Raw genomic sequence first — 24,882 nt, 5'->3', positions numbered from 1 at the left:
TCAGCTCGCGGTCCAGCGGAAGGGCACGCCGTGGTTGTTCTCGGTGCGGATGCGGTTGTGGTCGTAGGCGTTGGTGCCGGCCACCAGGACGCTGCCGTAGTCCTTGAGGTCGAACGTCGCGCCGTGGGCGCTGAAGGAGTCCTGGCCCGGGTACACCCGCACGTGCGTGGGCACGTACCGCGCGGCGATGGCGAACCGGGTCTCGCGCTCGGTGAGGTTCGGGGTGGACCCGTGCACGCAGGAGGCGGTGAAGATGACGGCCTCGCCCGGCTTCATCTCCATCTCCACCACGTCCTCGGGGCGCGGCTCCCAGTTCGGGTCGATCTTGAAGTCGGCGAAGTCGTACCCGAAGAAGCCGGTGTTGGCGTGGGCGACGTCGTAGTCGGTGCCGCGGCCGGCGGCGGTGGCCTTGTGCTCGTCGAAGATCCAGTCGCGCTGCGAACCGCGCACGAACTTCATGCACGCCCGCTCCTTGGTGGCCGGGGTGAAGGTCGTCCAGACGGTGATGTCGATGAACGCGTTCCACTCGGACTCGGTGGGCAGCAGCTGCGGCTTGCCGTTGGCGTAGCTGTAGTCGCGCACCTGGTGCCACTCGGTGGCCTTGGCGCCGGGGAACTTGGGGAACCACTCGGTGCGCCAGTTGAGGACGTCCGGGCCGAGGATCGCCGTGAGGTACTTGGCGATCGTCGGGTGCATCACGTGCCGGCTCAGTTCCGGGATGTCGAAGTGCCGGTCGTAGTTGACGCTGTTCTGGTACAGCGCCTTCGAGGAGTCCTGGTTGTTGATCCGGATCTCGCGGATCAGCGCCTCGGCCTCCTCGGGCTCGTACAGCTTGATCGGGCCGGTGAAGCCGTCGACGGCGAACTGCTCGATGTGGGACCGGATGTCCTCCGGTATGACCGCGTTGTTCGCGATCTGCGCGGCGGGCGTCGGGCGCTGCTGGTCGATCGTCATGACTGCCATTCCTTCGTCGGTAGGGCCGTACGGACTTCGGTGGGTGTACGGGCTGCGTGGGCTGTCCGGACTGCGTGGGCTGTACGGACTTCGGTGGGAACGAACGTGCGGAGGGGCGAACGGGACAGGACGTACGCGGGAGGCGGCACCGGCCCGTTCAGGCGCGGGCCAGGGCGGCCAGGGCCCGGCGGTCGGTCTTGCCGTTCGGGTTCAGGGGGAAGCTGTCCAGGACCGTGAACCGCTGCGGCACCATGTTCCGGGGCAGGGTCTTCAGCAGGTCCTGGTACAGCGTCCGGGTGTCGGGACGGGTGCCGGGCGCCGGCAGGACGAAGCCGACCAGGCCCAGTTCGCCCGACGCGTCGGGGACGGCCAGCACCACGGCGTCGTCCACCAGGTGGTGGCCGCGCAGACCGTGCTCGACGTCACCGAGGTCCATCCGCATGCCGCGGATCTTGACCTGGGAGTCCACCCGGCCGACCACCACCAGCTCGCCGTCCGGGGTGGCGTACCCGCGGTCACCGGTGCGGTAGATCCGCACCGGCCCCTGGGCGGTGGGCAGTTCGGTGAAGCGCTCGTGGTCGGCGGGGGAGGCGTTGAGGTAACCGGCGCTGACGCTCCGGCCGGAGACGCAGATCTCCCCGGTCTCCCCGTCCGGCACCTCGTTCAGCTCGTCGTCGAGCAGCCGGATCTCGGTGTTGTACACCGGCTCGCCCACCGGCGTGGCGGCGCCGCGGTACCGCTCGTAGTCGCCGAGGACGTGCGAGGTCGCCACGTCCGTGCACTCGGCCACACCGTACTGGTGCAGCAGCACACAGGAGTTGCCCGGCCGGGTGGCCCACTCCTCGACCCGGGCCACCGTCAGCGGCTCACCGCCGATGAAGACATGACCCACCCGGGTCAGCGCGTCGGTGCCGAGAGCCTGCTCGTAGTCGATCAGGACGTACAGCGTGCTCGGCGCGCAGTGCAGCTGGCGCACCCCGTGGGTCCCGATCAGCCGGTACGCCATCGAGGTGTCGAAGTACCGGCTGGGCAGCAGGTGGATCGCCGCGCCGCAGAAGAGCGGCGACATCAGACCGCGCTGGCTGATGTCGAACCCGAAGGAGCTGACCGTCAGGCCGCTGGACTCGGGCCCCAGCCCGTAGGCCACCCGCAGCCACTCCAGCAGGTTGTACCAGCCGTCGTGGCGCACCGCGATCGACTTCGGGGTGCCGGTGGAGCCGGAGGTGAACACCACGTAGCACAGGTCGTCGTTGGCGAGGTCGACCACCGGGTTCGTGGCGGGCTCCTGGGCCAGCTCCGCGGCCAGGTCGTCGATGCGGACCAGCTCGCCGGGGGCGTCGTCGATCAGCTCCCGGGTCTCGGCGGACACCACGTTCAGCTTGACGGTGTCGAGCTGCGAAACCATCAGCCGCAACCGCTCGGCCGGATAGGTGGGGTCCAGCGGGACGTAGGCCGCACCGGCCTTGAGGGTGCCGAGGATGGCGGTCATCAGGTCGGGCGAGCGGTCCAGGCAGACGCCGACGACTCCGCCGCGCCCCACCCCCCGCCCCCGCAGGTGGTGGGCGAACCGGTTGGCCCGCTCATTGAGTTCCGCGTACGTCAGTCGTACGTCACCGCAGGTCAGCGCGGTCCGGTCGGGGTGGCGCCGGGCGTGGGCCTCAAAGACCCGGTGCACCAGCAGGTCGTCCGGCAGGGGCAGATGCCTGCCTGTGAGAGACATGCGGGACATTCCTTTCACGGGGGTGGGGGAGCGTCGGCGGGGGAGCGCGGGCGGGCTAGACGAGGGCCGGTACGTGCTCGCGGAGCAGCACGCTCTCGTCGTAGTCGAGGAGGTAGCCGTAGAAGGGACTGCCGGCCCGGAAGCCGCGGGCGACCAGCTCGTTGACGCTGAGGCGGTACGTCGCCACCGCCGCGTCCGGCCGGGAACCCTCCACGGGCGTGGCGCCCAGCTGGGCCAGCCGCCGCGCCACCCCGGGGGCGGCCACCTCCATCACGACGTCGCTCACGTCGTGCGAGACGGCCCACTGGAGACACCCCTTGAGCAGCCCGCCCACCGCCCCGTGGGGCAGCTCCGGCAGCGGCCGGTCCGCATGGCCCGGGCGGACCACCGTCCGGCGCACCTGCACCAGCCGGCGGCTGCGCCGGAGCACTCCGCGCAGGGCGGGCCACTCGGTGAGCGGCAGCCCCAGCGGGGAGTACGCGACCAGCTCGGTGGCGGCCACCAGCTCCCCCTCCACCATCACCAGCATGTGGGTGGTGTGCGGCGCGAACGGGTCGGCCGCCGCCGGGCCGTCGAGCGAGCCCCCGAGCAGGTCGGCGCCCGCCCGGCGGCGCAGCCCCGCCAGGGCGATCCGGTCCAGCTCGCTGTGCGCCGGGTAGACGAAGCAGTCCCGGCCGGGATCCCTCTTGGTCTCGCTGAAGGTGAAGTCCATCGTTCGGCTACCTCAATGGTCGGCAGGGCGTCGGGTGGAAGGGGCGGATAGGGCGGAAGGGGCGGACGGCGCCGGCGCACCGGGCGGGCGGTGACGGGCAGGCGCCGGGGCCGGGCGGCGGCGCTGGTGACCGGCCGGTGTGCCCGGCGTCAGGCCGCGGCGCGGTTGACCGCCGAGGTGACCGCGCCCAGCCGGGCGCTCTCCTCGTCGGGCGCCAGGGCGGCGCCGTACCAGGTCGCGCCGCTTACGGTCAGCTGCGCGTAGGCGGCCCAGCCGGTGCCCAGGCGGTCGCCGATCGGGTGGGCGGTCAGCTCGGCGACCTCGGCGGTCACCCCGTGGCCGGACAGGGCGTCGGCGTAGGCGGTGGCCGCGTCCATACCCGTACCCGTCAGCCGCCGCTCCCCGCCGTCCCGGCCGACGATCAGCGCGTCCACCACGGTGGCGCTCTCCCCGGCGGTCGCGTGGAACTCCTTCAGCAGCACCGCCGGCGCCTTGATGTCCAGGTACATCCGGTCGAAGATGGCGCGCAGCTCACGGGAGGTCAGCTCGATGCCGTCGCCGTCGGCGACCCGCTGCACCGTCCTGCCCAGCTCCACCCGCATGCCGCGGGGGAGGTCCAGCCCGTAGGCGCTCTTGAGGACGTGCGCCACCCCGCCCTTGCCGGACTGGCTGTTGACCCGCACCACCGACTCGTAGGTGCGGCCCACGTCCTTGGGGTCGATCGGCAGGTACGGCACGTCCCACCGCACCTCGGAGGTGTCCGTGCCGGCCTCGGCGGCCTGGCGCTCGATGTCCGCGAGCCCCTTGGCGATGGCGTCCTGGTGCGTACCGGAGAACGCCGTGTAGACGAGGTCGCCGCCGTAGGGGTGGCGCGGGCCCACCGGCAGCTGGTTGGCGTACTCGACCGTGGAGCGGATCTCGTCGATGTCGGAGAAGTCCAGCTGCGGGTCCACGCCCTGGCTGAACAGGTTGAGCGCCAGCGTCGCCAGGCAGACGTTGCCCGTGCGCTCGCCGTTGCCGAAGAGGGTGCCCTCGATCCGGTCGGCACCGGCCATCACCGCCAGCTCGGCGGACGCGACCGCGGTACCCCGGTCGTTGTGCGGGTGCACGGAGAGGATCACCGAGTCGCGGCGGTCCAGATTGCGGTGCATCCACTCGACCTGGTCCGCGAAGACGTTGGGCGAGTCGGTCTCCACCGTGGTCGGCAGGTTCAGGGTGACCGGCCGGTCCGGGCTCGCGTCCCACAGGGAGATGATGGCGTCGGACACCTCCAGGACGTATTCCGGCTCGGTGACGTTGAACGTCTCCGGAGAGTATTCGAAACGCAGTTCGGTGCCCTTGGCGGCGTCGGCGAGCCGGGCGATCCGCTCGGCCGAGGTCAGCGCCATGCGCCGCACCTCGTCGGCGGTCATGCCGAATACCACCTCGCGCCAGAGGCACGCGGTCGCATTGCACAGGTGCACCATCGCCCGGTCGGCGCCCTCGATGGCCTGGAAGGTCCGGTCGATCAATTCCGGCCGGGCCGGGGTGAAGACGGATATCGTGACGTCGTCCGGAATGCGGTCCTGCTCGATCAGCGTCCGGAGGAACGAGAAGTCCGCGTCACTGGCGGACGGATAACCGACCTCGATGTCCTTGAAGCCCATGCGTACCAGCAGGTCGAACATCCGGCCCTTGCGCTCGGTGTCCATCGGGCTGCTCAGCGCCTGATTCCCGTCCCGCAGGTCGACGGACGCCCAGAGAGGCGCCCTGACCAGGGACTTGGCGGGCCAGGACCGGTCGGTGGGCTCGGCCGGCAGCCGGGGCGCCGAGCGGGCGTAGCGCTGGAACGGCATGGCGGACCCGCGCTGGGCGTTCCACCACGGCTGGTCCGGACGACGGGGGCCGAGAGGAGTCCTGAGTCCCGAAAGGGCGCGGGGCGACGGCGGTGCCTCGGTCATTCCTTGCCTCCCTTGAGGATGGCTTTACGGGCAGTCGGCGGTGAGTGGTGAACGGCTCGACCGTTGATGCGGAAAACCTATGAAGAGGTGTCCTCGTTGCATCCCCGGCCGGTCCTCGCGGTCGCCTCAGGGCGTCTTCGACGCGGCATGGGCGGGCGGCGCGAGAGGAACCGCAGAAGGAACGGGGGATTCGCCGTCCGGCCGGAGATCCGCTGTTTCCCGCGGCAATACGCCGAAGAGTTTCAGCAGCGGCCCGGTCATGGCGGTGGTGACGACCGCCATCACCACCATCATCGAATAGAAGCTCTGGTCGATCAGGGCCATGTCCAGGGCGACGGCGACGATGACGATCTCGGTGAGCCCGCGGGTGTTCATCAGCACCGCGGTGGGCATCGCCGCCGCGTGCGGCAGCCCCGCCAGCCGGGCGCCCGCATAGGTGCCGCCGGCCTTCGACAGGACGGCCACACCGGTCACGGCCAGCAGGGTGAGCACCGCGGCCGGGGTGAAGGCGGACAGGTCCACCTTGGTCCCGGCCACCACGAAGTACAGCGGCAGCAGGACGTGGCCGATCTGCTCCATCTGCCGCATGATCCCCGGGCGCAGGGTGCCCAGCGCGTTGCGCGGCATGACGGCGCCGAAGGCGAACGCCCCGAAGATGAAGTGGACGCCGAGCCACTCGGTGGCGGCGCAGGAGACCATCAGCCCGGCGATCAGCAGCGGCACCAGCCGCTCGGCGGCCCGGTCACGGTCCTGGACCCGGCGCACCGCCATCCCCAGGAGCGGCCGGACGACCGTCACCATGAGGACCAGGTAGACCGGCACCAGCGCCATGCGCCACTGCTCGGAGGCACCGGCGTAGGCGACGACGCCCGCGAGGCAGACCCAGGCGAACAGGTCCCCTATCGCCGCGGCGGTCAGGGTGAGGTTGCCGACCGGATGGCGGCTCAGGCCCCGGTCGGCGAGGATCCGCGCCAGGACCGGGAACGCCGTCACCGACATGGCCACACCCACGAAGAGGACGAACGCCGTGCGGTTGCCCGGCGCGTGGGCGGCGGCGAGCGGGACGGCCAGCGCGCAGCCCGCCGCCAGCGGGACGAGCACCGACCCGGCGACCACGCCCAGCGTCGCGCCCCGCCGGCCGCGCAGATGGGAGCCGTCGATCTCGTACCCGATGACAAACATGAACAGGGCCAGACCCACGTTGGCGAGGGCGCCGAGCAGCGGCTTCACCTCGCTGGGCAGGACGGCCTCGGCGCCGGCGGAGGTGAGGACCATCGGGCTGGCGAGCAGGCCCGCGCAGATCTCGCCGACCACGGCGGGCTGGCCCATGCGGCGGGCCAGCGAGCCGAAGAGCCGGGCGGCGCCGAGCGCGAGGGACAGGGCGAGGAAGAAGTCGGTCAGGGTGTTTCCGGACATGCGAAACCTTCGGGACGACGCGGAGTGAGGGACCGGCGCGACGGGGCGGGGTGCCCCGGGCGCCGTGGTACGCGCGGGCCCGGCCCGCGACCGGATGTCGCGGGAGCGTGGGGGAGGAGGGGGCGGGCCCGCGGGCGTACGACCGGACCGGACGGCCGGTGGGGCGGCCGAGCCGGGAGTGGCCGGAGCTACGGGTGGTACGGGCCGGATGGGGCGGCCGGGGTCACGCGTGCCGGGTGGGCGCGGTGTGGCCGGTGGGGCGGCCGGGGTGCGCGTGCCGGGCGGTGCGTGAGGTGGCCGGTGGGGCGGCCGGGGTCGCGTGCGCCGGGCGGTGCGTGTGAGGTGGCCGGTGGGGCGGCCGCAGTCACGTGTGCCGGGCGGTGCGCGCGTCAGGCGGCCAGCGCTTCGGCGGGACAGCCGGGAGGCGGGGCCGGGATCTCCTCGACGGCCGGACACGCGGCGCCGGGGACGGGGCCGGGCGCACCGGAGAGGCCGGTGGCGAACACCTCGTGCGGCGCGTCCGCGCCATGGGCGGTGTCCGGGGCGTGCGAGAGGGCGCCGCAGTACGCCTTGACCAGCGGGTGCATGCGGTAGCGGCCGGGCTCCGGCTGGAGCAGCAGGTGCTCGTCGACCAGGTCCTCCAGCATGCGTTCGGCGACGAACGCCGGCAGGCCCGCGAGGGCGGAGGCGGTCGGTACGTCGGTGGTGTCGCCGCCGGCCGCGCCGAGGATGCGCAGCAACCGCTGCCGGCCGGTGTTGAGGTGGCGGTACGAGGCGTCGAAGCAGGCCGCCACGCCGCCCTGTTCGGTCTGGAGGTCGGCCAGCCGCTGCCGCGGGTGGGCGAGCCGTGCGATCAGGTGGGCCAGGGGCCAGGAGGGCCGGCGGCGCAGTCGGGCGGCGGCGGCGGAGACGGCCAGGGGCAGGTCTCCGCAGAGTGCCAGCACGCCGTCGACGGCGGCCGGCTCGGGTCTCGGATGCCGTTTCCCCAGCAGCAGGCAGAACAGCTCGTACCCCTCCGCGCGCGGCAGGGGGTCGAGGGACAGCACCCGCGTCGCGGACCAGGTCGTCATGGTGAGCCGCCGCCGGCTGGTGACGAGGGTGAGGCAGCCGTCGCCCGCGGGCAGCAGCGGCCGGACCTGCTCGGCGTCGGCGGCGTTGTCCAGCACGATCAGCGCCCGCAGCCCGGTGGAGCGGGCCCGCCACAGGGCGGCCAGCTCCTCGCCCCGGCGGGGCAGCGAGTCGGGCGCCGCCCCGGAGAGCAGCAGCAGGTGGCGCAGCGCGGCGTGCCGGTCCAGCGGGTCGCGCGTCGCGCTGTGGCCCCGCAGGTCGAGGAAGTACCGCCCGTCGGGGAACCGTTCGGCCGCCCGGTGCGCCACGTGCACCGCGAGCGCGGTCTTGCCGACGCCGGGCATCCCGTCGATGGCGAGGACCCGGCGCGCACCGGGGCGGGCCGCCTCCAGGAGCAGCCCCCGGATCTCGGCGGCGCGGCCCACGAAGTGGGCGATGTCCGGGGGGAGGCAGTCCGGTGCGAAACCGGGCGCCGCGTCGGGCGCCCACGGTCCGGCGCCGGTGCCGGACCCCGGCTCGCCGGCCGCGACGGGGGCGGGGGCCGCATGGACGGCGGCGACGGCCGCGGGACGGGCGGTACGGCCGGCCGGGCCGGGTGCGGTGTCCGCGGCGGGCCCTTCCGTGCGGGCGTCCTCGCGGAGCATCAGCCGGTGCACGTCGGTCAGTTCCGGCCCGGGGCTCAGTCCGAGCTGCTCGGCCAGCCGCCGCCGGGTCTGCTCGTACACCGCGAAGGCGCGGGCCCGGGCGCCGGAGCGGTGGAGCGCCAGGACGTACTGGGCGACCATGCGCTCCCTCAGCGGATGGTCCGCGACCCAGTCGGCGAGTTCGCCCAGCAGCGCTTTGTGGCGGCCGTGCGCGAGTTCAAGATCGACGCATTCCTCGATCACGCTCAGTCGTGTTTCGTGCACACCGGCCGACTGCGCCTCCAGGGCGTCGCTCTTGAGACCCGAAAGCATGGGGCCGTTCCACAGGGAAAGCGCGGCGCGGAACTCGGCAATGGCGTCCGACGGCCGCCCCGCGGCCAGTTGGGCGCGGGCACGTGTCAATCGGTCGTGGAACTCCAGAAGATCGAGGTGCGCGCCGCCGATGTCGAGGCGGTAGCCGTCCGCCACGGGGACGATGACCGCGCCGCTCGCGGCGAGGATGGCGCGCAGGTCCGACACCGCGTTGCGGATCTGTTTGGACGCGGTGTCCGGAGGAGTGGTCCCCCACACCGCGTCGACGAGCCGGCCGATGGAGGTATAGCGGTTCTCCGATGTCAGGAGAGAACCGAGCACGATGCGATGTTTCATTCCCCGGAGGGCCACGGGTCGTCCGCTCACTTTGAGCTCCAGCGGCCCCAGCACTCGAAACTCGACTTCACGCATTGAACTTGAGACCCCGATCTCGCATTCTGAATGGATGGTGCGTGAGGGCCGACGGACGCGGCGCTGCGTGTCGGCGGGGGGTGGGAGCAGGTGCCCGCCCGGGCCGGGGTGGGGCCCTGAGCGGGTACTGAGGCGCGAGCACCACCATCCCCCCCAATGGTGATGCGGAGCTCCGGACCAGGGTGTCGCCGGAGCGGGTGCGGGGCGGACGCCGCCCCGTCGCCGGGGCGGGCCGCGGTCGGCGGCCCGTGGTCAGCGGGCGAGGCCGGTGGGACGGGAGGGTTCGGCCGGGTCGTCGGCGCCCTCGTCCGCCGGGCCGGCGGCCGGCTTCTGCCGGAGCCTGCCCTGGGTGACGGCCAGCAGCGCGCCGGCCAGCATGACCACCGCGCCCGCCGCCTGGAGAGCGCTGAAGGACTCGCCCAGGAACACCACGGCGCACGTCACGCCGAAGACGGGCACCGTGAACATGATCACGGTGGCGGTCGAGGGGCTGACCACACGCAGCCCCCGGAAGTAGAAGAGGTACGCCACGGCGGTCGGTCCGACGGCGAGGTACACGACATTGGCCCAGGTGGCCCCGGACAGCGCTGTCCAGTCCACGTCCGGCAGGGCCGGTATCGCGAAGAGCAGAAGGGCCAGGGCGCCGGCGAGGGTGCCGAACGTGGTCGCGCGCAGCGGGTCCATGCCCACCAGCACCTTCTTCGAGGCAATGCTGTAAAGCGCCCAGGAGAGCGCTCCCAGAAGGAAGATCAGATCACCGGTGAGACGTGATCCCCCGCCGCCCAGGCCGGCCCCCCCGGCACCCAGGAAGAACACCACGGCACCGGCCACACCGAGCGCGAGACCGCCGAGCCGGGCGGCCGACGCCTTTTCCCTGCCCATGACGAGCAGAATCGCCGTGGTGATGACCGGGCTCAAAACCGGAACAATGATGCTCCCGTCGATCGAAGGGGCCAGAGAAAGGCCCCAGAAGAAGAAGAGATTGTAGGCGAAAACCCCGAGCAGACCCACCGCGGCCGCCCGCGCGATCTGAGCCCCGGTCAATTCCTTTTCCCTGGACTTCCGCCCGATCAGCAGAAGCAGTAGAACGAGGATGAGAGCCCCGCCACCGAATCGGAGAACCGCCGCCACCTGGTGCGGCATGTGCCCGACGACCGCCTTCGAACTGGCAAAGGCACTGCCGAAGAACGCCATGGTCGCGAGCAGATAGAGATAAGCGTTCGCCGCTTCGTTCCGTGCTGGTGATGCGTTGTTCACGACACGCTCCCACGGTGACGTCACGGGTGCATGCGCGCGCCCTTGAGGACCTTGTCGACCGCGTTGCGCGGCCCGTACACGGCCATGCCGACGAGGTCGAGCTGGTCGCGGTGGACGGCGCGCACGGCGGCCCGGTTGTCCCGGTCGTTGTTGGTGGTGAAGAGGTCCGTGGTGAAGACGGAGAGCGGCAGGCCCCGGGAGACGGCCCGCTGGTGGGAGGTGGTCAGGGCCTCCTTGCTCGCCTCGAAGACCAGCACCGGCTGGCGGAACATGGGCAGGTACGCGGTGTCGTCCGCGTCCGCGTAGGGCTCGCCGATCACCTCCGGCACGGCGCGGCCGATACCGCTGACCAGAAACGCCGTCATGTTCAGGCGCTGCCAGGTCTGGAGGTCGTCCCGCAGGACCACCGCGATCTTCGTGTCGAAACGGACGGGTTCGTTGACGGTTTCCATGCAGTGATTGAACCGCTCCCGCGGGGCTCAAGTCTTGTACGATCTTTGCATGGTTGATCACCCACAGATCCGGGCCTGGCGGCCGCCCTTGGCGGGAATCGACGAAGTCTTCCATGCCCACATCACCGACCACGTCTACCCCATGCATACCCACGAGAGCTGGACACTGCTCATCGTCGACAACGGCGCGGTCAGATACGACTTAGACCGTCATGAACACGGGGCGCTCGACCAGACGGTCACTTTGCTTCCCCCGCACGTCCCACATAATGGACGGTCGGTCACGCCGGACGGTTTCCGCAAGAGAGTTGTGTATCTCGATACCTCGCAGTTGGAGGATGCCCTCATCGGACTCGCCGTGGACAGCCCCGTCCTGGACGACCCGCTGCTGCGCCACCGCATCCACCAACTGCATCTCACGCTGGAGCACCAGGGCGACGAACTGGAGGCCGAGAGCAGACTGGCGCTGGTGTCCGAGCGGCTCCGCGACCACCTGCACCGCAGGGTCGAGGACCGGGCGCAGATCCGGGACGCGGGCATCGCGCACCGGCTGCGCGAGCTGCTCGACGAGAAGTTCGTCCAGGGCGTCAGCCTCCAGGAGGCGTCCGAGGCCCTGCACGTCCACCCCGCCCACCTGGTACGGGTCTTCAGCCGCGAGTTCGGCATGGGGCCGCACCAGTACCTGACCGGCCGCCGGGTGGACCTGGCCCGCAAACTGCTGCTGCGGGGCATGGCACCGCGCCTGGTCGCGGCGGCCGCCGGGTTCTACGACCAGTCCCACTTCAACCGGCACTTCAAGCGGCTGCTGGGCGTCAGCCCCGGCCGGTTCGCCCGCAGCGGCTCCGCCCGCGGCGCCTCCGGCACCGCGAGGCTTGTGCGCGCCGACTGCTGACACCGGCCACCGGCCGGGCACCCGCGGCGGGCGGGGGCGCAGGCGCCGTGCGGGCAGGGCCGCACGGCCACGAGCACGGCCGCGGGCTAGAGTGCGGGTGTGCCGACGTACAGCATCGGAAAAGCAGCGCGGCTGCTGGGCGTGAGTCCGGAAACGGTCCGCCGGTGGGCGGACGGCGGCCGGCTGCGCATGGAGCGGGACGGCTCCGGCAACCGGACGATCGACGGGGTGAGCCTGGCGCGCTTCGCCCAGGAGCGCGGCGCGGGACTGCACGCGGTCCCCGACGACGACGTGCCGACCTCGGTGCGCAACGCCTTCGTGGGCATCGTGACGGCCGTACGCGTCGACGACGTGGCCGCCCAGGTGGAGGTCCAGTCCGGACCGCACCGGCTGGTGTCCCTGGTGACCCGGGAAGCCGTCGAGGACCTCGGCATCGACGTGGGGGTCACCGTCACCGCCCGGGTGAAGTCGACCAACGTCCACGTCGACCTCCAGTGAGACCCGCCGCACGGCGGCGGCGTCACCGGCACAGCAGGGCGGCGCGCAGATCCGTCTTGTGATCCAGGCGGGACAGCTCCCGGCCGGTGAGCGACTCGACCCGCTGGATGCGGTAGTGCACCGTGTTCACATGGAGGTGCAGCGCCTCCGCCGTCCGGGCCCAGGAACAGTTGTGCGCGAGGAAGACCTCCAGGGTGTCCAGCAGCACGGCGTTCGACGCCCGGCCCTCGTGCAGCAGCGGCCCCAGCACCGTCTCCCGGAACGCCGAGCGCACCGCGCGGGGCATCCCCGCCAGCAGCAGCTCCAGCCCCGTCAGCTCCCCGACGCCCGACACGCGCCCCTCCTCCGGGCTCGCCGTCCGCGCCGCGGCCAGTGCGTACCGCGCCTGCGCCACCGCCGCGCCCAGCCCGCCCGGGGAACCCACCGGCTCGCTCACCCCGGCGTGCGGCAGGGCCTCCTGGCGTACCGAGGCCAGCGCCGGCCACACCGCACGCAGCCCGTCCCGCACCGACGGCCCGCCGTCCTCGTCGTGCGCCACGACCGCCAGCGCCTCGCCGCCGGGCCGGTCCGCGACCGCGAAGGCCACCGACGGCAGGTGGTGCAGCGCCTCCCGGAGCGCGGCCGCCGCGGGCTCGCCGCCGTCCGGCCCCGACAGCGTCGCCACGACCACCGTGCGGGACGCCCGGTCGGCCAGACCGCACGCGCCCAGCGCCTCCCGTACCGAGCCGGAGTCCACCACGGCCGCGCCGACGGCGTCCGCGAGCCGCGCCCCCGCCGCGTCCCGGGCGGCCCGCCGGTGCTCCGGGCGGCGGCGTGACCGGCCCAGCACCTCGGCGATCTCCTGCACCACCCGCGGTGGCGCCTGCCCCTCGTCCGCGAGGTGCAGATGCCAGGCGTCGTACGGGGTGTCGTCGGCCTCGACGCGCAGCGTCGTTCCCGTGGCGCCCCGCAGCAGCTCCACCGCCCGGGCGGCCGTCAGCGCGCCGGCGGTCGCGGTGCGGGCCACCGTCCGCCCGCTGCCGGTCAGCAGATGGCAGGCGGGCGTGCCCAGGTGCGCGAAGGCGCGGTCGAGCAACTCGCCCGGCGGCGCCCCGCGTTCCACCGCCCGGCCCAGCTCGGCGCGGACGTTCTCCGGCAGGGCGTAGTGGTCGTCGGGCCGCCGGCTGAGGTCGGCCCAGCGCCGCAGGTACACCGCCTCGGTGACGGCCCGGAAGCTGGTGCGCGCGGGCACGGCGAGCAGCGGGACCCGGTGCTCGCGGCAGGCCGCGGCCAGGTCGCCGGGCACCTCGCCGTGCGTCTCCTCGCCCGCGAGCAGCGCGACCGCCCCCGCCTCGCGCAGCGCCGACACGAACCGGTCGGCCCTGGCCCGGCCGTCGCCCCCGGGGCTCCACCACACCAGTCCGCTGAGCACCACCTCGCCGGGCTGGAGGAAGCGGCCGGGGTCCTCCAGATCGGTGGCGGTGACTCCGCTGATCTCCTGGCCGAGAAGCGCCGGGTCGCCCCAGACCAGGGAGAGGCCGAGGCGGTCCAGGCGGAGGAGGTGGTCGACGTGCATCCGGGGCTCCTTGCGCGGTGACGGGACGGGCCCGCTTCTCACATTCACGAGGCGGATGCGAGTGCGCACATCGTAGATGCCCGGTGCGGCGCGGAAAACGGCTCTTGGTTGATCCTCCAGAGGCAGGGCGCCCGAGAGGGCGGATTTCCGGTGCCGGGACCAGTCGTCCCGCGCCTCCGCACGGGCTTCACTGGCGGGAAACCACACGCGGAGAGAGACGGGGGCCGGGATGGATCTGCACACGGTGACGGAGGTGCGCGACGCACGCCGGCGCGAGCCGTGGCGGCCGGGCGACGCCTGGCTGGGCGGCGGAACGTACCTCTTCTCCGAACCCCAGCCCCACATACGCCGCCTCGTCGACCTCGGCCGGATGGGCTGGCCTCCGCTCACCCGGCACCCGGACGGCTCGCTGGAGATCGCCGCCACCTGCACGATCGCCCAGCTCTCCCGCTACGGCCGGCGCGCACTCCAGGCGCCCGCGGCCCCCCTGTTCGAGCAGTGCTGCCGCGCCTTCCTCGCCTCGTTCAAGATCTGGAACATGGCGACCGTGGGCGGCAACCTGTGCAACGGCCTGCCCGCCGGACCGATGATCTCCCTCACCGCCGCGCTCGACGGCACCTGCCTCCTCCAGGCCCAGGACGGCGCCCTGCGGCGGGTCCCGGTCACCGAGTTCGTCCGGGGCGCCGGGGTCAAGGACCTGGCACCGGGGGAGCTGCTGCGCTCGGTGACCCTGCCCGGCCGGGCCCTCGCCTGCCGTACCGCCTTCCGCCAGGCGTCCCTGTACGGCCTCGGCCGCTCCGGCGCGCTCGTCATCGGGACCTCCGACCCGGCGGACGGCTCCCTGACGGTCACGATCACCGCCGCCACCGTACGGCCCGTCCGGCTCTGGTTCCCGCTGCCGCCCGGCCGCGGACGGCTCGCCCGGGCGATCGGGGCCGCCGTCGATGACACCGGCTGGTTCGACGACATCCACGGACTGCCCGAATGGCGCAGGCACATGGCCTTCCGCCTCGCCGAGGAGGTCCGCCACGAACTCACCGGCGGCCCGGCGGACACCCCGCCCCGCACGCCGGAGAGCCACGCCCACGGAGAAGGTGCCCGATGAGCTTCCACGTCCGCGTCAACGACCGGCCCTTCGACGACGAGCCCCGCGCCGGCCAGTGCCTGCGCACCTACCTGCGCGAGCGCGGCTGGTTCGGGGTGAAGAAGGGCTGCGACGCCGGCGACTGCGGCGCCTGCACGGTCCACGTCGACGGCGAACCGGTGCACAGCTGCCTCTACCCGGCCGTCCGCGCCGAGGGGCGGGCCGTCACCACCGTCGAGGGCCTCGCCGCACCGGACGGCGAACTCCACCCCGTACAAAAGAAGTTCCTCGACGCACAGGGCTACCAGTGCGGCATGTGCACGGCCGGGTTCCTGATGACCACCGCCGCCCTGGAGGCGGAGCGGGGCACGGAGTACGACGACGGCAAACTCAACGACCTGCCCCGGGCCTTCAAGGGCAACATCTGCCGCTGCACCGGCTACCGGGCCGTCGAGGACGCCGTACGGGGGGTCAAACACACCGAACGCCCCAGCGCCGGCCAGGCCGTCGGGAAGAACGTCGGCGCCCCCGCCGGACCGCAGATCGTCACCGGGACCGCCCGCTACACCTTCGACATCGAGGTCCCCGGCCTGCTCCACATGAAGCTGCTGCGCTCCCCGCACCCGCACGCCCGGATCACCGCCGTCGACACCACGGCCGCCCTCCGCGTCCCCGGGGTGCACGCCGTCCTCACCCACGAGGACGCGCCCGCCACGCTGTACTCCACCGCCCGCCACGAACACCCCACCGAGGACCCCGACGACACCCGCGTCCTCGACGACGTCGTCCGCTTCGTCGGGCAGCGGGTCGCCGCCGTCGTCGCCGACAGCGAGCAGGCCGCCGAGGAGGGCTGCCGCCGGATCGAGGTGACGTACGAACAACTCCCGTACGTCACCGACCCCGAGGCCGCGATGCTCCCCGGCGCCCCCGTGATCCACGCCGGCAAGGGCCCCGGCATGCGCATCGCGCGCGTCGAGAACAACGTCGCCGGCGAGGTGCACGGCGAGATCGGCGACGTGGAGCAGGGCTTCGCGGACGCCGACATCGTGTACGAGAACACCTTCCGCACCCAGCGCGTCCAGCACGCCAGCCTCGAAACCCACGGCTGCGTCGCCTACTTCGAGCCGAAGGAGGACGGCACCGGAGAGCGCCTCACCGTCCGCTCCTCCACCCAGACCCCCTTCCTGACCCGGCGGGCGCTGTGCGCCCTGTACGGCCTGCCCGAGGACGAGGTGCGCGTCGTCGCCGACCGCGTCGGCGGCGGCTTCGGCGGCAAGCAGGAAATGCTCACCGAGGACATCGTCACCCTCGCCGCGCTGAAGCTGCGCCGCCCGGTCACACTGGAGTACACCCGCGCCGAGCAGTTCTACGGCGCCACCACCCGGCACCCCTTCACCATCGGAATCAAGGCCGGCGCGCGACAGGACGGCACGCTGACGGCGGTGCGGATGCGGGTGGTGTCCAACACCGGCGCGTACGGCAACCACGGCCCCGCCGTGATGTTCCACAGCGTCGGCGAGTCCTTCGCCGTCTACCGCGCCCCGCACAAGAAGGTCGACGCCTACTCCGTCTACACCAACGTCGTCCCCGCCGGAGCCTTCCGCGGCTACGGCCTCGGCCAGGTCACCTTCGCCGTGGAGTCCGTGATGGACGAGCTGGCCCGCCGCCTCGGCATGGACCCGCTGGACTTCCGCGAGAAGAACATCATCGGCCCGGGCGAGGGCATGCACAGCCCCATCGGCGAGGAGGAGGACCTGCACATCGCCTCCTACGGCCTCGACCAGTGCCTCTCGGTCGTCCGCCGGGCCATCGCCGAGGACCGCGGCGGCGACGACGCCCCGGAGGGCTGGCTGGTGGGCCAGGGCACCGGCATGGCCATGATCGCCACCGGCCCGCCCGGCGGCCACTACGCCGACGCCCGGGTCTCGCTGCTGGAGGACGGGACGTACGACATCGCCGTCGGCACCGCCGAGTTCGGCAATGGCACCACCACCGTCCACAAGCAGCTCACCGCCGGCGCCCTGAACACCACCGAGGACCGCATCACCGTCCGCCAGTCCGACACCGACGTCGTACGCCACGACACCGGCGCCTTCGGCTCCGCCGGAACCGTCGTCGCCGGAAAGGCGGTGCTCCTGGCCGCCACCTCCCTCGCCGAGCGGCTGCGCACCCTCGCCGCCCGCCACTCCGGCACCGCGCGGCACCAGTGCGTGCTCGGCGCCGAGGCGGTCGACTGCGCGGGCCGGCTCGTCACCCTCAAGGAGCTGTACGAGGCGGGGCACGCGCTCGGCGCGGCGCAGGAGCTGGCGGCCGACGGCCACTGGGGCGGCTCGCCCCGCTCGGTGGCGTTCAACGCCCAGTGGTTCCGCGTCGCCGTGGACCCCGGCACCGGCGAGGTCCGCATCCTGCGCAGCGTCCACGCGGCCGACGCCGGCAAGGTCATGAACCCCATGCAGTGCCGCGGCCAGGTCGAGGGCGGCGTCGCCCAGGCCCTCGGCGCCACGCTCTTCGAGAACGTCCGCGTCGACGAGCGCGGGGAGGTCACCACGGCCGCCTTCCGCCGCTACCGCCTGCCCCAGTACGCGGACGTCCCCCGCACCGAGGTCCACTTCGCCGAGACGTCCGACGCGATCGGCCCGCTCGGCGCCAAGTCCATGAGCGAGAGCCCCTTCAACCCCGTCGCCCCGGCCTTCGCCAACGCCCTGCGCGACGCCACCGGCATCCGCTTCACCGAACTGCCGGTGACCCGGGACCGGATCTGGCTCGCCCTCGACCGCGCGGCGCGCGCCGCGCGCGACTGAGCCTTGGTCCGTTCCTCCAAAGAGGCTCGCATCCGCCATGGACGGTCCCACGACTTTGTTGCAGATGAGAGGTTCAGCGGCCTACCGTGTCGCACATGCAGTCCTACACCATCGGTCAGGCCGCACGGCTGCTGGGCGTCAGCCCCGACACCGCCCGCCGCTGGGCGGACGCCGGCCGCGTCGCCACCCACCGCGACGAGAGCGGACGCCGGCTGATCGACGGCAAGTCGCTGGCCGCGTTCTCCACCGAGATCGCCCAGCACGGCACCGGCGAGGACGACTCCTCGTACACGTCGGCGCGCAACGCCTTCCCCGGCATCGTCACGGCGATCCGGCTCGGGGACATCGCGGCGCAGGTCACCATCCAGGCCGGCCCGCACCGCCTGGTCTCCCTCCTCACCCGTGAGGCCGTGGAGGAACTGGGACTCGACGTCGGCATGCGGGCCACCGCCCGGGTGAAGTCGACCAGCGTGCACATCGACCGCACCTGACCGAATCGCTCACGCAGTACCGCACCTGACCGACCCGCTCACGCAGTACCGCATCACCGCACCACCGCGGCCGTCGGCGCGACCGGCCCTTCCGCACCATCCGTACGTCCCCAAGGAGCCCAGGCCCCCATGTCCCGCACTCTCACCCGACGCCGTGCCACCGCCGCCGCGCTGACCGCCGCCCTGCTCGTCCCGCTCGCCGCCTGCGGCAACGACGACAGCCCCGCCAAGGACTCCGCCGGCTCCAAGGCCACCGGATCCGCCGGCGCCGCACCCGGGGCCGACCTCACCGTGCTGGCCGCGGCCTCGCTCACCGACGTCTTCAAGACCGCGGGAGCCGCCTACGAGAAGGCCCACCCCGGCACGAAGATCACCTTCTCCTTCGCCGGCTCCCAGGAACTCGTCGCCCAGGTCTCCCAGGGCTCACCGGCCGACGTCCTCGTCACCGCCGACACCAAGAGCATGGACAAGGTGCGCGCCGACACCGGCACCCCCGCGATCATCGCCAGGAACCGCCTGGTCATCGCCACCGGCGAGGGCAACCCCCACAAGGTCGGCGACCTGAAGGACCTGGCCGACACCAAGCTGAAGGTGGTCCTCGCCGCCCCCGAGGTGCCCGCCGGCAAGTACAGCAAGCAGATCCTCGACGCCCAGAAGATCATGGTCGAGCCGGTCTCCCAGGAGCCCAACGTCCGCGCCGTGCTCAGCAAGGTCGAACTCGGCGAGGCCGACGCCGGCCTCGTCTACAAGACGGACGCCGCGAGCGCCGCCGACAAGGTCGACGCCGTCGAGATCCCCGACGCGCAGAACGCCATCGCGAAGTACCCGGCCGCCACCCTCAAGGACTCCAAGAACGCGGAGGCCGCCGCCGCGTTCGTCGCCTGGCTCTCGTCGCCCGAGGGGCAGAAGATCCTCCAGGACGCCGGCTTCCAGAAGCCGTAGTCCGGTCGTACCACCGCGTACGGTCGCACCACCGCGCACACGAGGGGCCGTCCGGTCGGGGGGGACGGACGGCCCCTCCTCCATCCGTCTCCGGGACCACCGATGAAACCAGCAGCACGCACCACCCGGCCGCCCGGCGCGCGGCCACCGCTCACCCTGGCGCTGCCCGCGGTGCTGGCGGTGGCGTTCCTCGCCCTGCCGCTCGCCGGCATCCTCGTACGCACCGAGTGGAGCGACCTCGCCGCCCACCTGGGCTCACCCGGCACCGTCGAGGCGCTGAGACTGTCCCTGGTCGTCTCCGCCTGGTCGCTGGGGCTCTCCCTGGTGCTCGGCGTCCCGCTCGCCTGGCTGCTGGCGCGCGTGCCGTTCCCCGGCAAGGCGTTCGTCCGCTCGTTGGTGCTCCTGCCGATGGTGCTGCCACCGACCGTCGGCGGTGTGGCCCTGCTGCTCGCCTTCGGCCGGCGCGGCCTCCTCGGCCCCTGGCTGGAGGACACCTTCGGCATCACCCTGCCGTTCCACACCTCCGGCGCCGTCCTCGCGGCGACCTTCGTCGCCATGCCGTTCCTCGTCATCAGCCTGGAGGGCGCGCTCGGCGGACTCCGGCCGCGGTACGAGGAGACGGCGGCCTCCCTCGGGGCTCCGCCCGTGCGGGTGTTCTTCACCGTCACCCTGCCGATGGTCGCCCCCGGGGTCCTCGCGGGCGCCGCCCTCACCTGGGCGCGGGCCCTCGGCGAGTTCGGCGCCACCATCACCTTCGCCGGCAACCTCCCGGGCACCACCCAGACCCTCCCGCTCCAGGTGTACCTGCTCCTCCAGGACGAACCGGAGGCGGCCACCTCGGTGTCCCTGCTGCTGCTCGCCATCGCCATGGGCGTCCTCGTCGCCCTGCGCGGACGGTGGACGGGCGCCCCCGCCGGCCGCGAACGCCACCCGGAACCGCCCCCGGCGGACGGCGACCCCACCGTCACGGAGCCCGCGCCCCCCACCGCCCCGCCCGCGGCACACCAGGGGCGCTGGCCCCTGCACGCCGAGGTCAGCGGCTTCACCACCCTCACCCTCGACGCCGAGCCGGGCACCACCATCGCCGTCGTCGGCCCCAACGGCGCCGGCAAGACCACCCTGCTGCGCGCCCTGCTCGGCCTCACCCCCCGCGCCCACGCCGCGCTCCGGCTCGGCGGGACCGACGTCACCGCCCTGCCCCCGCACCGCCGCCACGTCGCCTGGGTCCCCCAGGACGGCGCCCTCTTCCCCCACCTGACGGCCCTCGCCAACACCGCGTACGGGCTGCGCGCCCAGGGCGTCGCCCGCGCCGAGGCCCGCCGCTCCGCCCAGGAGTGGCTGGACCGCCTCGGCATCGGCCACCTCGCCCACCGCCGCCCCGCCCAGCTCTCCGGCGGCCAGGCCCAGCGCGTCGCCCTGGCCCGCGCCCTCGCCGCCCGCCCCCGCCTGCTCGTCCTCGACGAACCGCTCGCCGCGCTCGACCAGACCACCCGCGCCCGGGTGCGCCACACCCTGCGCACCCACCTCGCCGCTTTCGGCGGCGTCTGCCTCATCGTGACCCACGACCCGGTCGAAGCCGTCTCGCTCGCCGACCGCGTCCTCGTCCTCGACGAGGGCCGTGCCCTCCAGGACGCCACCCCCGCCGAGGTGACCCGCCACCCCCGCTCCCCGTGGGTCGCGCGCATGCTCGGCCGCAACGCCTGGGCCGGCACCGCCACGGCCGACGGCCTCGCCCTGCGCGCCGGCGGCCACCTGGTCGCCGCCGACCCGCTGCCCCCCGGCACCGAGGCCCTCGCGGTCATCCCGCCCGAGGCCGTCTCCGTCCACCGCGAACGCCCCGGCGGCAGCCCGCGCAACGTCTGGTCCGGCACCGTCCGCGAGATCACCGCCAGCGGCAGCCGGCTGCGGGTCCTGATCACCTCCGGCGAGGCACCGGACCTCGTCGCGGAAGTCACCCCCCAGGCCGCCGCCGAACTCGGCCTCGCCGATGGGGTACCGGTGTGGACGAGCGTCAAGGCGACGGAGGCCACGGTGGTAGCCCTCTGACCCCACCCGCCCGCCCGGCCCCGCCCCTCACCGGGGACGGGCGCCAGGGCGTCACGGCGCCGGGGGCGGGCTCTCCCGGGGCGGTGGGGAGCCCGGGGCGCGCGTGTGGCCGTCCTCCTCGGCGAGCAGGCCCGAGCCGGCGAGCAAGTAGCCCAGCTGCGCACGGCTGTTGCTGCCGAACCGCTCCGCCACCTTGCGGATGTGGGACACGACCGTACGGCGGCTCAGACCGATCCGGCGGGCAATGCGCTCGTCGGTCTCGCCCTCCACCATGGCCCGCAGAATCGTCCGCTGGAGGTCGTCGAGGAACGGGCGGTCCTCGGGGCGGGACGCCGACGGCTCCACCGGTTCGGCACGCGCCCAGGAGCGTTCGAACATCGCCCTGAGGTACCGCACCAGGTCCGGGTGCTTGGCGATCATCATCGCGTGCTCCCCGTCCTCCCCGGCCGGGAGGAACGCCACGTCCCGGTCGCAGACGAGCAGCTGGTCCGGCGTCTCCGCCAGGGTGCGGACCTCGGCGCCGTGGCCGAGGAGCCGTTCGATGTGGGCGAGCGTCGGTTTGTGGCTCCGCGCCGAGTGCTGGTACAGCGTGCGCTGGCGCACGCCCCGTTCCAGCAGCGGCAGGCTCAGGCCCAGGCCCCGGTGCAGCAGCCGGACCGGCAGGCCGCCGCCCGGCTGGGAGACGAGCAGCTCCTCGGCACAGGTCTTCACGGCGGCCTGGAGCGCGTGGTGGATGGCGCGTTCGCCGTAGATGACGGTGACGGTCTCCTCGCCCCGGCTCCTGGCCTCGGAGTAGACCGCGTCGTACGACGCCATGGCCGCGCGGATGCGTGCCGCCTCGCGCCGCAGCCGGGACATCTCCTCCTCCACCGGCCGCAGCGCCGCCTCGGCGGCGACGGGCGGCGGAACCGCGTACGCCGGGCCGTCCTCCTGCCCCGACGTTATGAGCAGGTGAAGCTTGCGCAAGCAATCGGGGACGTCGTCAATGAAGTTATCCTTTTCAACTACCGCTTGTCGGTACAGCTCCCTGGCCCAATCGCACGGCGCCTGTGGATCGGCTTCGCCGCAATTGGGGGCTGTCGCGCATTTTTGATGCCGCTTCACAGATGTGCAATGTAACAGTAGGCAACTGCCCCCGATGGCCTTGCACATGGCGGTCGGGTAAGGATGGAGAACGAGGATCGCCGTGCGGGGGGACGGTGTCGTCTTGCCATACCCTCGCCCGATCTGTGCACCGATTCACGTTCACGTCGGCAGGGCAGGTGGCTCCATGCACACATCTCTTTCCGGCCACACCTGGCGCCGTGTTGACGTACCGGTCGCCGGAGGCCCTTGTTCCGGGGCCGCCGGATCGCTCTGACAGCGGGAGTGCACCCGCGGGTGGCCGCCGCAACCGGCCACCGGTCTTCAACAGATGGCGCGCCGGGGGCGCTTCCCCGGCGTGCGGCTCGTATGCGGTTCGCCGCTGAAATCTGAACAACGGGGGAGCGAAGTGGGCGATATCGTCCGACTTCAGGTAGGAACGCATGTGGACATACCGGTATCGGTTTCCGTACAGCCGGGCATGTCCGTCATCTCACTTCTGGCAGACACCTTCGGGATGCCCCAGGGCGTGCCGGTGAACCTGCGCAGGTCGCTCAGGGCGGTCTGCCCCGGCTACCTGTCCGACACGGCGGGAACCCTCACCTCGACGGGTTCCTTCCCCATCCCGCCCCTGCTCTGGATGGACGGGGACGCGGGCGGCGAAAGTATTCGCCACGAGACACAGCGAATTGCCGAAACGGCGCCGGAGGCGCTGCTGGCCGACATCGGTCGAATGTACGACGGAAGGGTGCCGCTCATATGGCGCAAAGTCGTCGACAGTCCCTCCACATTCCTCCTCGCGTACGCCGCCATGGCCCGCGCGGTGTGGGAGCAGCTGTCCGGCACCTGGCAGCGGAGTAAACCACTCCTCGACAGAGAGATCGGACGCATCGGTGTGGCATCCGTCACCGGAGCCATGGGATCCGTTCTCGCCGATCTCAGCCCCAGGATCTCCTTCGTGGACGGGAATCTCGTCCTTCCCGCCAATACGCCGGTGGCCGCGCCCGTCGTACTCCGGCGCCTCACGCTCACGCCCCTGGTCTCGGGCACCCGTGCCTGCGTCGCCCGGGTCGACGCGGACGGCCACGCCCACATCGGATACCCGCTGGCCGGCCTGGCCGGGCTGCTCCGGGCGGCCGAGGGTGAGGAGCGCACCCCGAGCGACCCGCTGGCCCTGACACTCGGTGAACTGCGCGCCGTCATCCTGCGCAAGGGCACCCAGTCCGTGTCCATGGGGACGCTCGCCGACCTGCTGCACTGCACCGCCGGCACGGTGACGTACCACTGCCGGCAGCTGGAGCAGGCCGGGCTGCTCTGCCGCGAGCGGCAGGGGCGCGAGGTGCGGATCTGCCGCACCCTGCGCGGAGACGCACTGGTGGACGCCCTGTCATGACACCTCCCTCCTCCTCCACCCGGCTGGTCGTCCTCGTCTCCGGCGGCGGTACGAACCTGCAAGCCCTCCTCGACGCCTCGGCCGGCGACCCGGAGGGGTTCGGCGCGACCGTCGTCGCCGTCGGCGCCGACCGGCCCGGCGTCGTCGGCCTGGAGCGTGCCGAACGAGCCGGGGTGCCGGCCTTCGTCTGCCAGGTGCGGGACCACCCCTCCCGGGAGGCGTGGGACGCCGCGCTCGCCGACCATGTCGCCGCGTACGCACCCGATCTCGTCGTCTCGGCCGGCTTCATGAAGATCCTCGGAAAGGAGTTCCTGACCCGGTTCGGGGGCCGGGTCGTCAACACCCATCCCGCCCTGCTGCCGAGCTTCCCGGGCGCCCACGGGGTGCGGGACGCGCTCGCGCACGGCGTCAAAGTCACCGGCTGTACGGTTCACTTCGTGGACGAGGGCGTCGACACCGGCCCCGTCATCGCCCAGGGGGTGGTCGACGTCCGGGACGAGGACGACGAGGCCCTCCTGCACGAGCGGATCAAGGAAGTCGAACGCACCCTGCTGGTCGATGTCGTCGGGCGCCTCGCTCGGCACGGACACCGCCTGGTGGGACGCAGGGTCCTGATCCCCTGATCGGCGCCCGGGCTGTGACCGTTTCCCGCCTGGGAAACGGTCACAGCCCCTTTCTCAGGTCACGAGGCCGGGGATGGTGGTCTCGTGTGCGGTGCGCAGCTCGTCCAGGGGGATGGTGAACTGGCCCTGGACGTCGATGCCTTGACCGTCGATGACGCCGATGCGGGTGGCGGGCAGGCCGCGCGCACCGCACATGTCGGTGAAGCGGAGCTCCTCGCTGCGGGGGACAGCGACGACGGCGCGGCCGGCCGATTCGGAGAAGAGGAAGGTGAAGGCGTCGAGGCCGTCCGGGACGATGAGGCGGGCGCCGGTGTTCCCGCGCAGGCAGGACTCGGCGATGGCCTGGACGAGCCCGCCGTCCGACAGGTCGTGCGCGGCGTCGATCATGCCGTCGCGGGACGCGGCGATCAGGATGTCGGCCAGGAGCTTTTCGCGGTCCAGGTCGACGGCCGGCGGCATGCCGCCCAGGTGACCGTGGACGACCTCGGACCAGGCCGAGCCGCCGAACTCCTCACGCGTGTCGCCCAGCAGGTAGAGGAGCTGGCCCTCCTCCGCGAAGGCGATCGGCGTACGGCGGTTCACGTCGTC

The 24,882-nt window shown here is 72.7% G+C and carries 20 protein-coding genes; 9 read left to right on the top strand and 11 right to left on the bottom strand.

The window, feature by feature from the left end; all coding sequences use genetic code 11:
* The 8 genes from ACF08D_RS31170 to ACF08D_RS31135 all read right to left on the bottom strand — a co-directional run bounded on the left by ACF08D_RS31170 (position 1) and on the right by ACF08D_RS31135 (position 10,886).
* Entirely contained in the window at positions 1-954 is a 954-nt protein-coding gene (locus tag ACF08D_RS31170) for a chlorinating enzyme (protein ID WP_392227559.1), read from the bottom strand.
* Positions 955-1,111: 157 nt separating this feature from the next.
* Positions 1,112-2,674 (bottom strand): amino acid adenylation domain-containing protein, encoded by a 1,563-nt coding sequence (locus tag ACF08D_RS31165; protein WP_392227557.1) that lies wholly within the window; start codon positions 2,672-2,674, stop codon positions 1,112-1,114.
* A 55-nt stretch (positions 2,675-2,729) separates the two neighbouring features.
* A complete protein-coding gene (locus ACF08D_RS31160) occupies positions 2,730-3,386 on the bottom strand; it encodes a hypothetical protein (protein WP_392227555.1) in 657 nt (218 codons plus the stop codon).
* 149 nt (positions 3,387-3,535) lie between these two features.
* The gene (locus ACF08D_RS31155) at positions 3,536-5,326 is read right to left on the bottom strand and encodes a 2-isopropylmalate synthase (protein WP_392227553.1); all 1,791 of its coding nucleotides are present in this window, start codon (positions 5,324-5,326) and stop codon (positions 3,536-3,538) included.
* Between the two features lie 126 nt (positions 5,327-5,452).
* Positions 5,453-6,742 (bottom strand): cation:proton antiporter, encoded by a 1,290-nt coding sequence (locus ACF08D_RS31150; protein ID WP_392227551.1) that lies wholly within the window; start codon positions 6,740-6,742, stop codon positions 5,453-5,455.
* Between the two features lie 389 nt (positions 6,743-7,131).
* Complete coding sequence (locus ACF08D_RS31145; RefSeq protein WP_392227549.1) at positions 7,132-9,087, bottom strand: BTAD domain-containing putative transcriptional regulator; 1,956 nt, start codon at positions 9,085-9,087, stop codon at positions 7,132-7,134.
* A gap of 342 nt (positions 9,088-9,429) precedes the next feature.
* On the bottom strand, positions 9,430-10,434 hold the full coding sequence (locus ACF08D_RS31140) for a DMT family transporter (RefSeq protein WP_392227547.1): 1,005 nt from the start codon (positions 10,432-10,434) through the stop codon (positions 9,430-9,432).
* Between the two features lie 20 nt (positions 10,435-10,454).
* A complete protein-coding gene (locus ACF08D_RS31135) occupies positions 10,455-10,886 on the bottom strand; it encodes a DUF2000 family protein (RefSeq protein WP_392227545.1) in 432 nt (143 codons plus the stop codon).
* A gap of 49 nt (positions 10,887-10,935) precedes the next feature.
* On the opposite strand from ACF08D_RS31135, the gene ACF08D_RS31130 reads away from it, so the two are divergent.
* Both ACF08D_RS31130 and ACF08D_RS31125 read left to right on the top strand, forming a co-directional pair.
* A complete protein-coding gene (locus tag ACF08D_RS31130; protein ID WP_392227544.1) occupies positions 10,936-11,778 on the top strand; it encodes an AraC family transcriptional regulator in 843 nt (280 codons plus the stop codon).
* 99 nt (positions 11,779-11,877) lie between these two features.
* Entirely contained in the window at positions 11,878-12,276 is a 399-nt protein-coding gene (locus ACF08D_RS31125; RefSeq protein ID WP_392227542.1) for a molybdopterin-binding protein, read from the top strand.
* A 22-nt stretch (positions 12,277-12,298) separates the two neighbouring features.
* Here the strand turns inward: ACF08D_RS31125 and ACF08D_RS31120 are convergent, their stop codons facing one another.
* Positions 12,299-13,831 (bottom strand): PucR family transcriptional regulator, encoded by a 1,533-nt coding sequence (locus tag ACF08D_RS31120; protein WP_392227541.1) that lies wholly within the window; start codon positions 13,829-13,831, stop codon positions 12,299-12,301.
* 229 nt (positions 13,832-14,060) lie between these two features.
* Here ACF08D_RS31120 and ACF08D_RS31115 point away from each other — a divergent pair, with 229 nt between their 5' ends.
* The 5 genes from ACF08D_RS31115 to ACF08D_RS31095 all read left to right on the top strand — a co-directional run bounded on the left by ACF08D_RS31115 (position 14,061) and on the right by ACF08D_RS31095 (position 21,195).
* Positions 14,061-14,936 (top strand): FAD binding domain-containing protein, encoded by an 876-nt coding sequence (locus tag ACF08D_RS31115; RefSeq protein WP_392227539.1) that lies wholly within the window; start codon positions 14,061-14,063, stop codon positions 14,934-14,936.
* A complete protein-coding gene (locus ACF08D_RS31110; protein WP_392227537.1) occupies positions 14,933-17,716 on the top strand; it encodes a molybdopterin-dependent oxidoreductase in 2,784 nt (927 codons plus the stop codon). The genes ACF08D_RS31115 and ACF08D_RS31110 overlap by 4 nt, the downstream gene beginning before the upstream one ends.
* A 95-nt stretch (positions 17,717-17,811) precedes the next feature.
* A complete protein-coding gene (locus tag ACF08D_RS31105) occupies positions 17,812-18,207 on the top strand; it encodes a molybdopterin-binding protein (protein ID WP_392227535.1) in 396 nt (131 codons plus the stop codon).
* A gap of 129 nt (positions 18,208-18,336) precedes the next feature.
* Positions 18,337-19,149, top strand: coding sequence for a molybdate ABC transporter substrate-binding protein (gene modA, locus ACF08D_RS31100; protein WP_392227534.1), 813 nt, complete (start codon positions 18,337-18,339; stop codon positions 19,147-19,149).
* Positions 19,150-19,251: 102 nt separating this feature from the next.
* The gene (locus ACF08D_RS31095) at positions 19,252-21,195 is read left to right on the top strand and encodes an ABC transporter permease (RefSeq protein ID WP_392227532.1); all 1,944 of its coding nucleotides are present in this window, start codon (positions 19,252-19,254) and stop codon (positions 21,193-21,195) included.
* 51 nt (positions 21,196-21,246) lie between these two features.
* On the opposite strand, the gene ACF08D_RS31090 is transcribed toward ACF08D_RS31095, so the two are convergent.
* Positions 21,247-22,161, bottom strand: coding sequence for a LuxR C-terminal-related transcriptional regulator (locus ACF08D_RS31090; RefSeq protein WP_392227530.1), 915 nt, complete (start codon positions 22,159-22,161; stop codon positions 21,247-21,249).
* A gap of 598 nt (positions 22,162-22,759) precedes the next feature.
* On the opposite strand from ACF08D_RS31090, the gene ACF08D_RS31085 reads away from it, so the two are divergent.
* Complete coding sequence (locus ACF08D_RS31085) at positions 22,760-23,671, top strand: ArsR/SmtB family transcription factor (RefSeq protein ID WP_392227528.1); 912 nt, start codon at positions 22,760-22,762, stop codon at positions 23,669-23,671.
* Entirely contained in the window at positions 23,668-24,294 is a 627-nt protein-coding gene (gene purN / locus ACF08D_RS31080) for a phosphoribosylglycinamide formyltransferase (RefSeq protein ID WP_392227526.1), read from the top strand. Before ACF08D_RS31085 ends, purN begins: the two co-directional genes overlap by 4 nt.
* Positions 24,295-24,348: 54 nt before the next feature.
* Here purN and ACF08D_RS31075 read toward each other — a convergent pair.
* Positions 24,349-24,882, bottom strand: a 534-nt coding sequence (locus ACF08D_RS31075) for an AIR synthase-related protein (RefSeq protein WP_392227524.1), incomplete at its 5' end; no start/stop codon positions are given.

Origin of the sequence: Streptomyces sp. NPDC015131, assembly GCF_043079975.1 — a bacterium.
In the GTDB taxonomy this organism is placed as follows: domain Bacteria; phylum Actinomycetota; class Actinomycetes; order Streptomycetales; family Streptomycetaceae; genus Streptomyces.
Note: the sequence above shows the minus strand (reverse complement) of the source record. Positions and strands in the feature narration are given on the sequence as shown.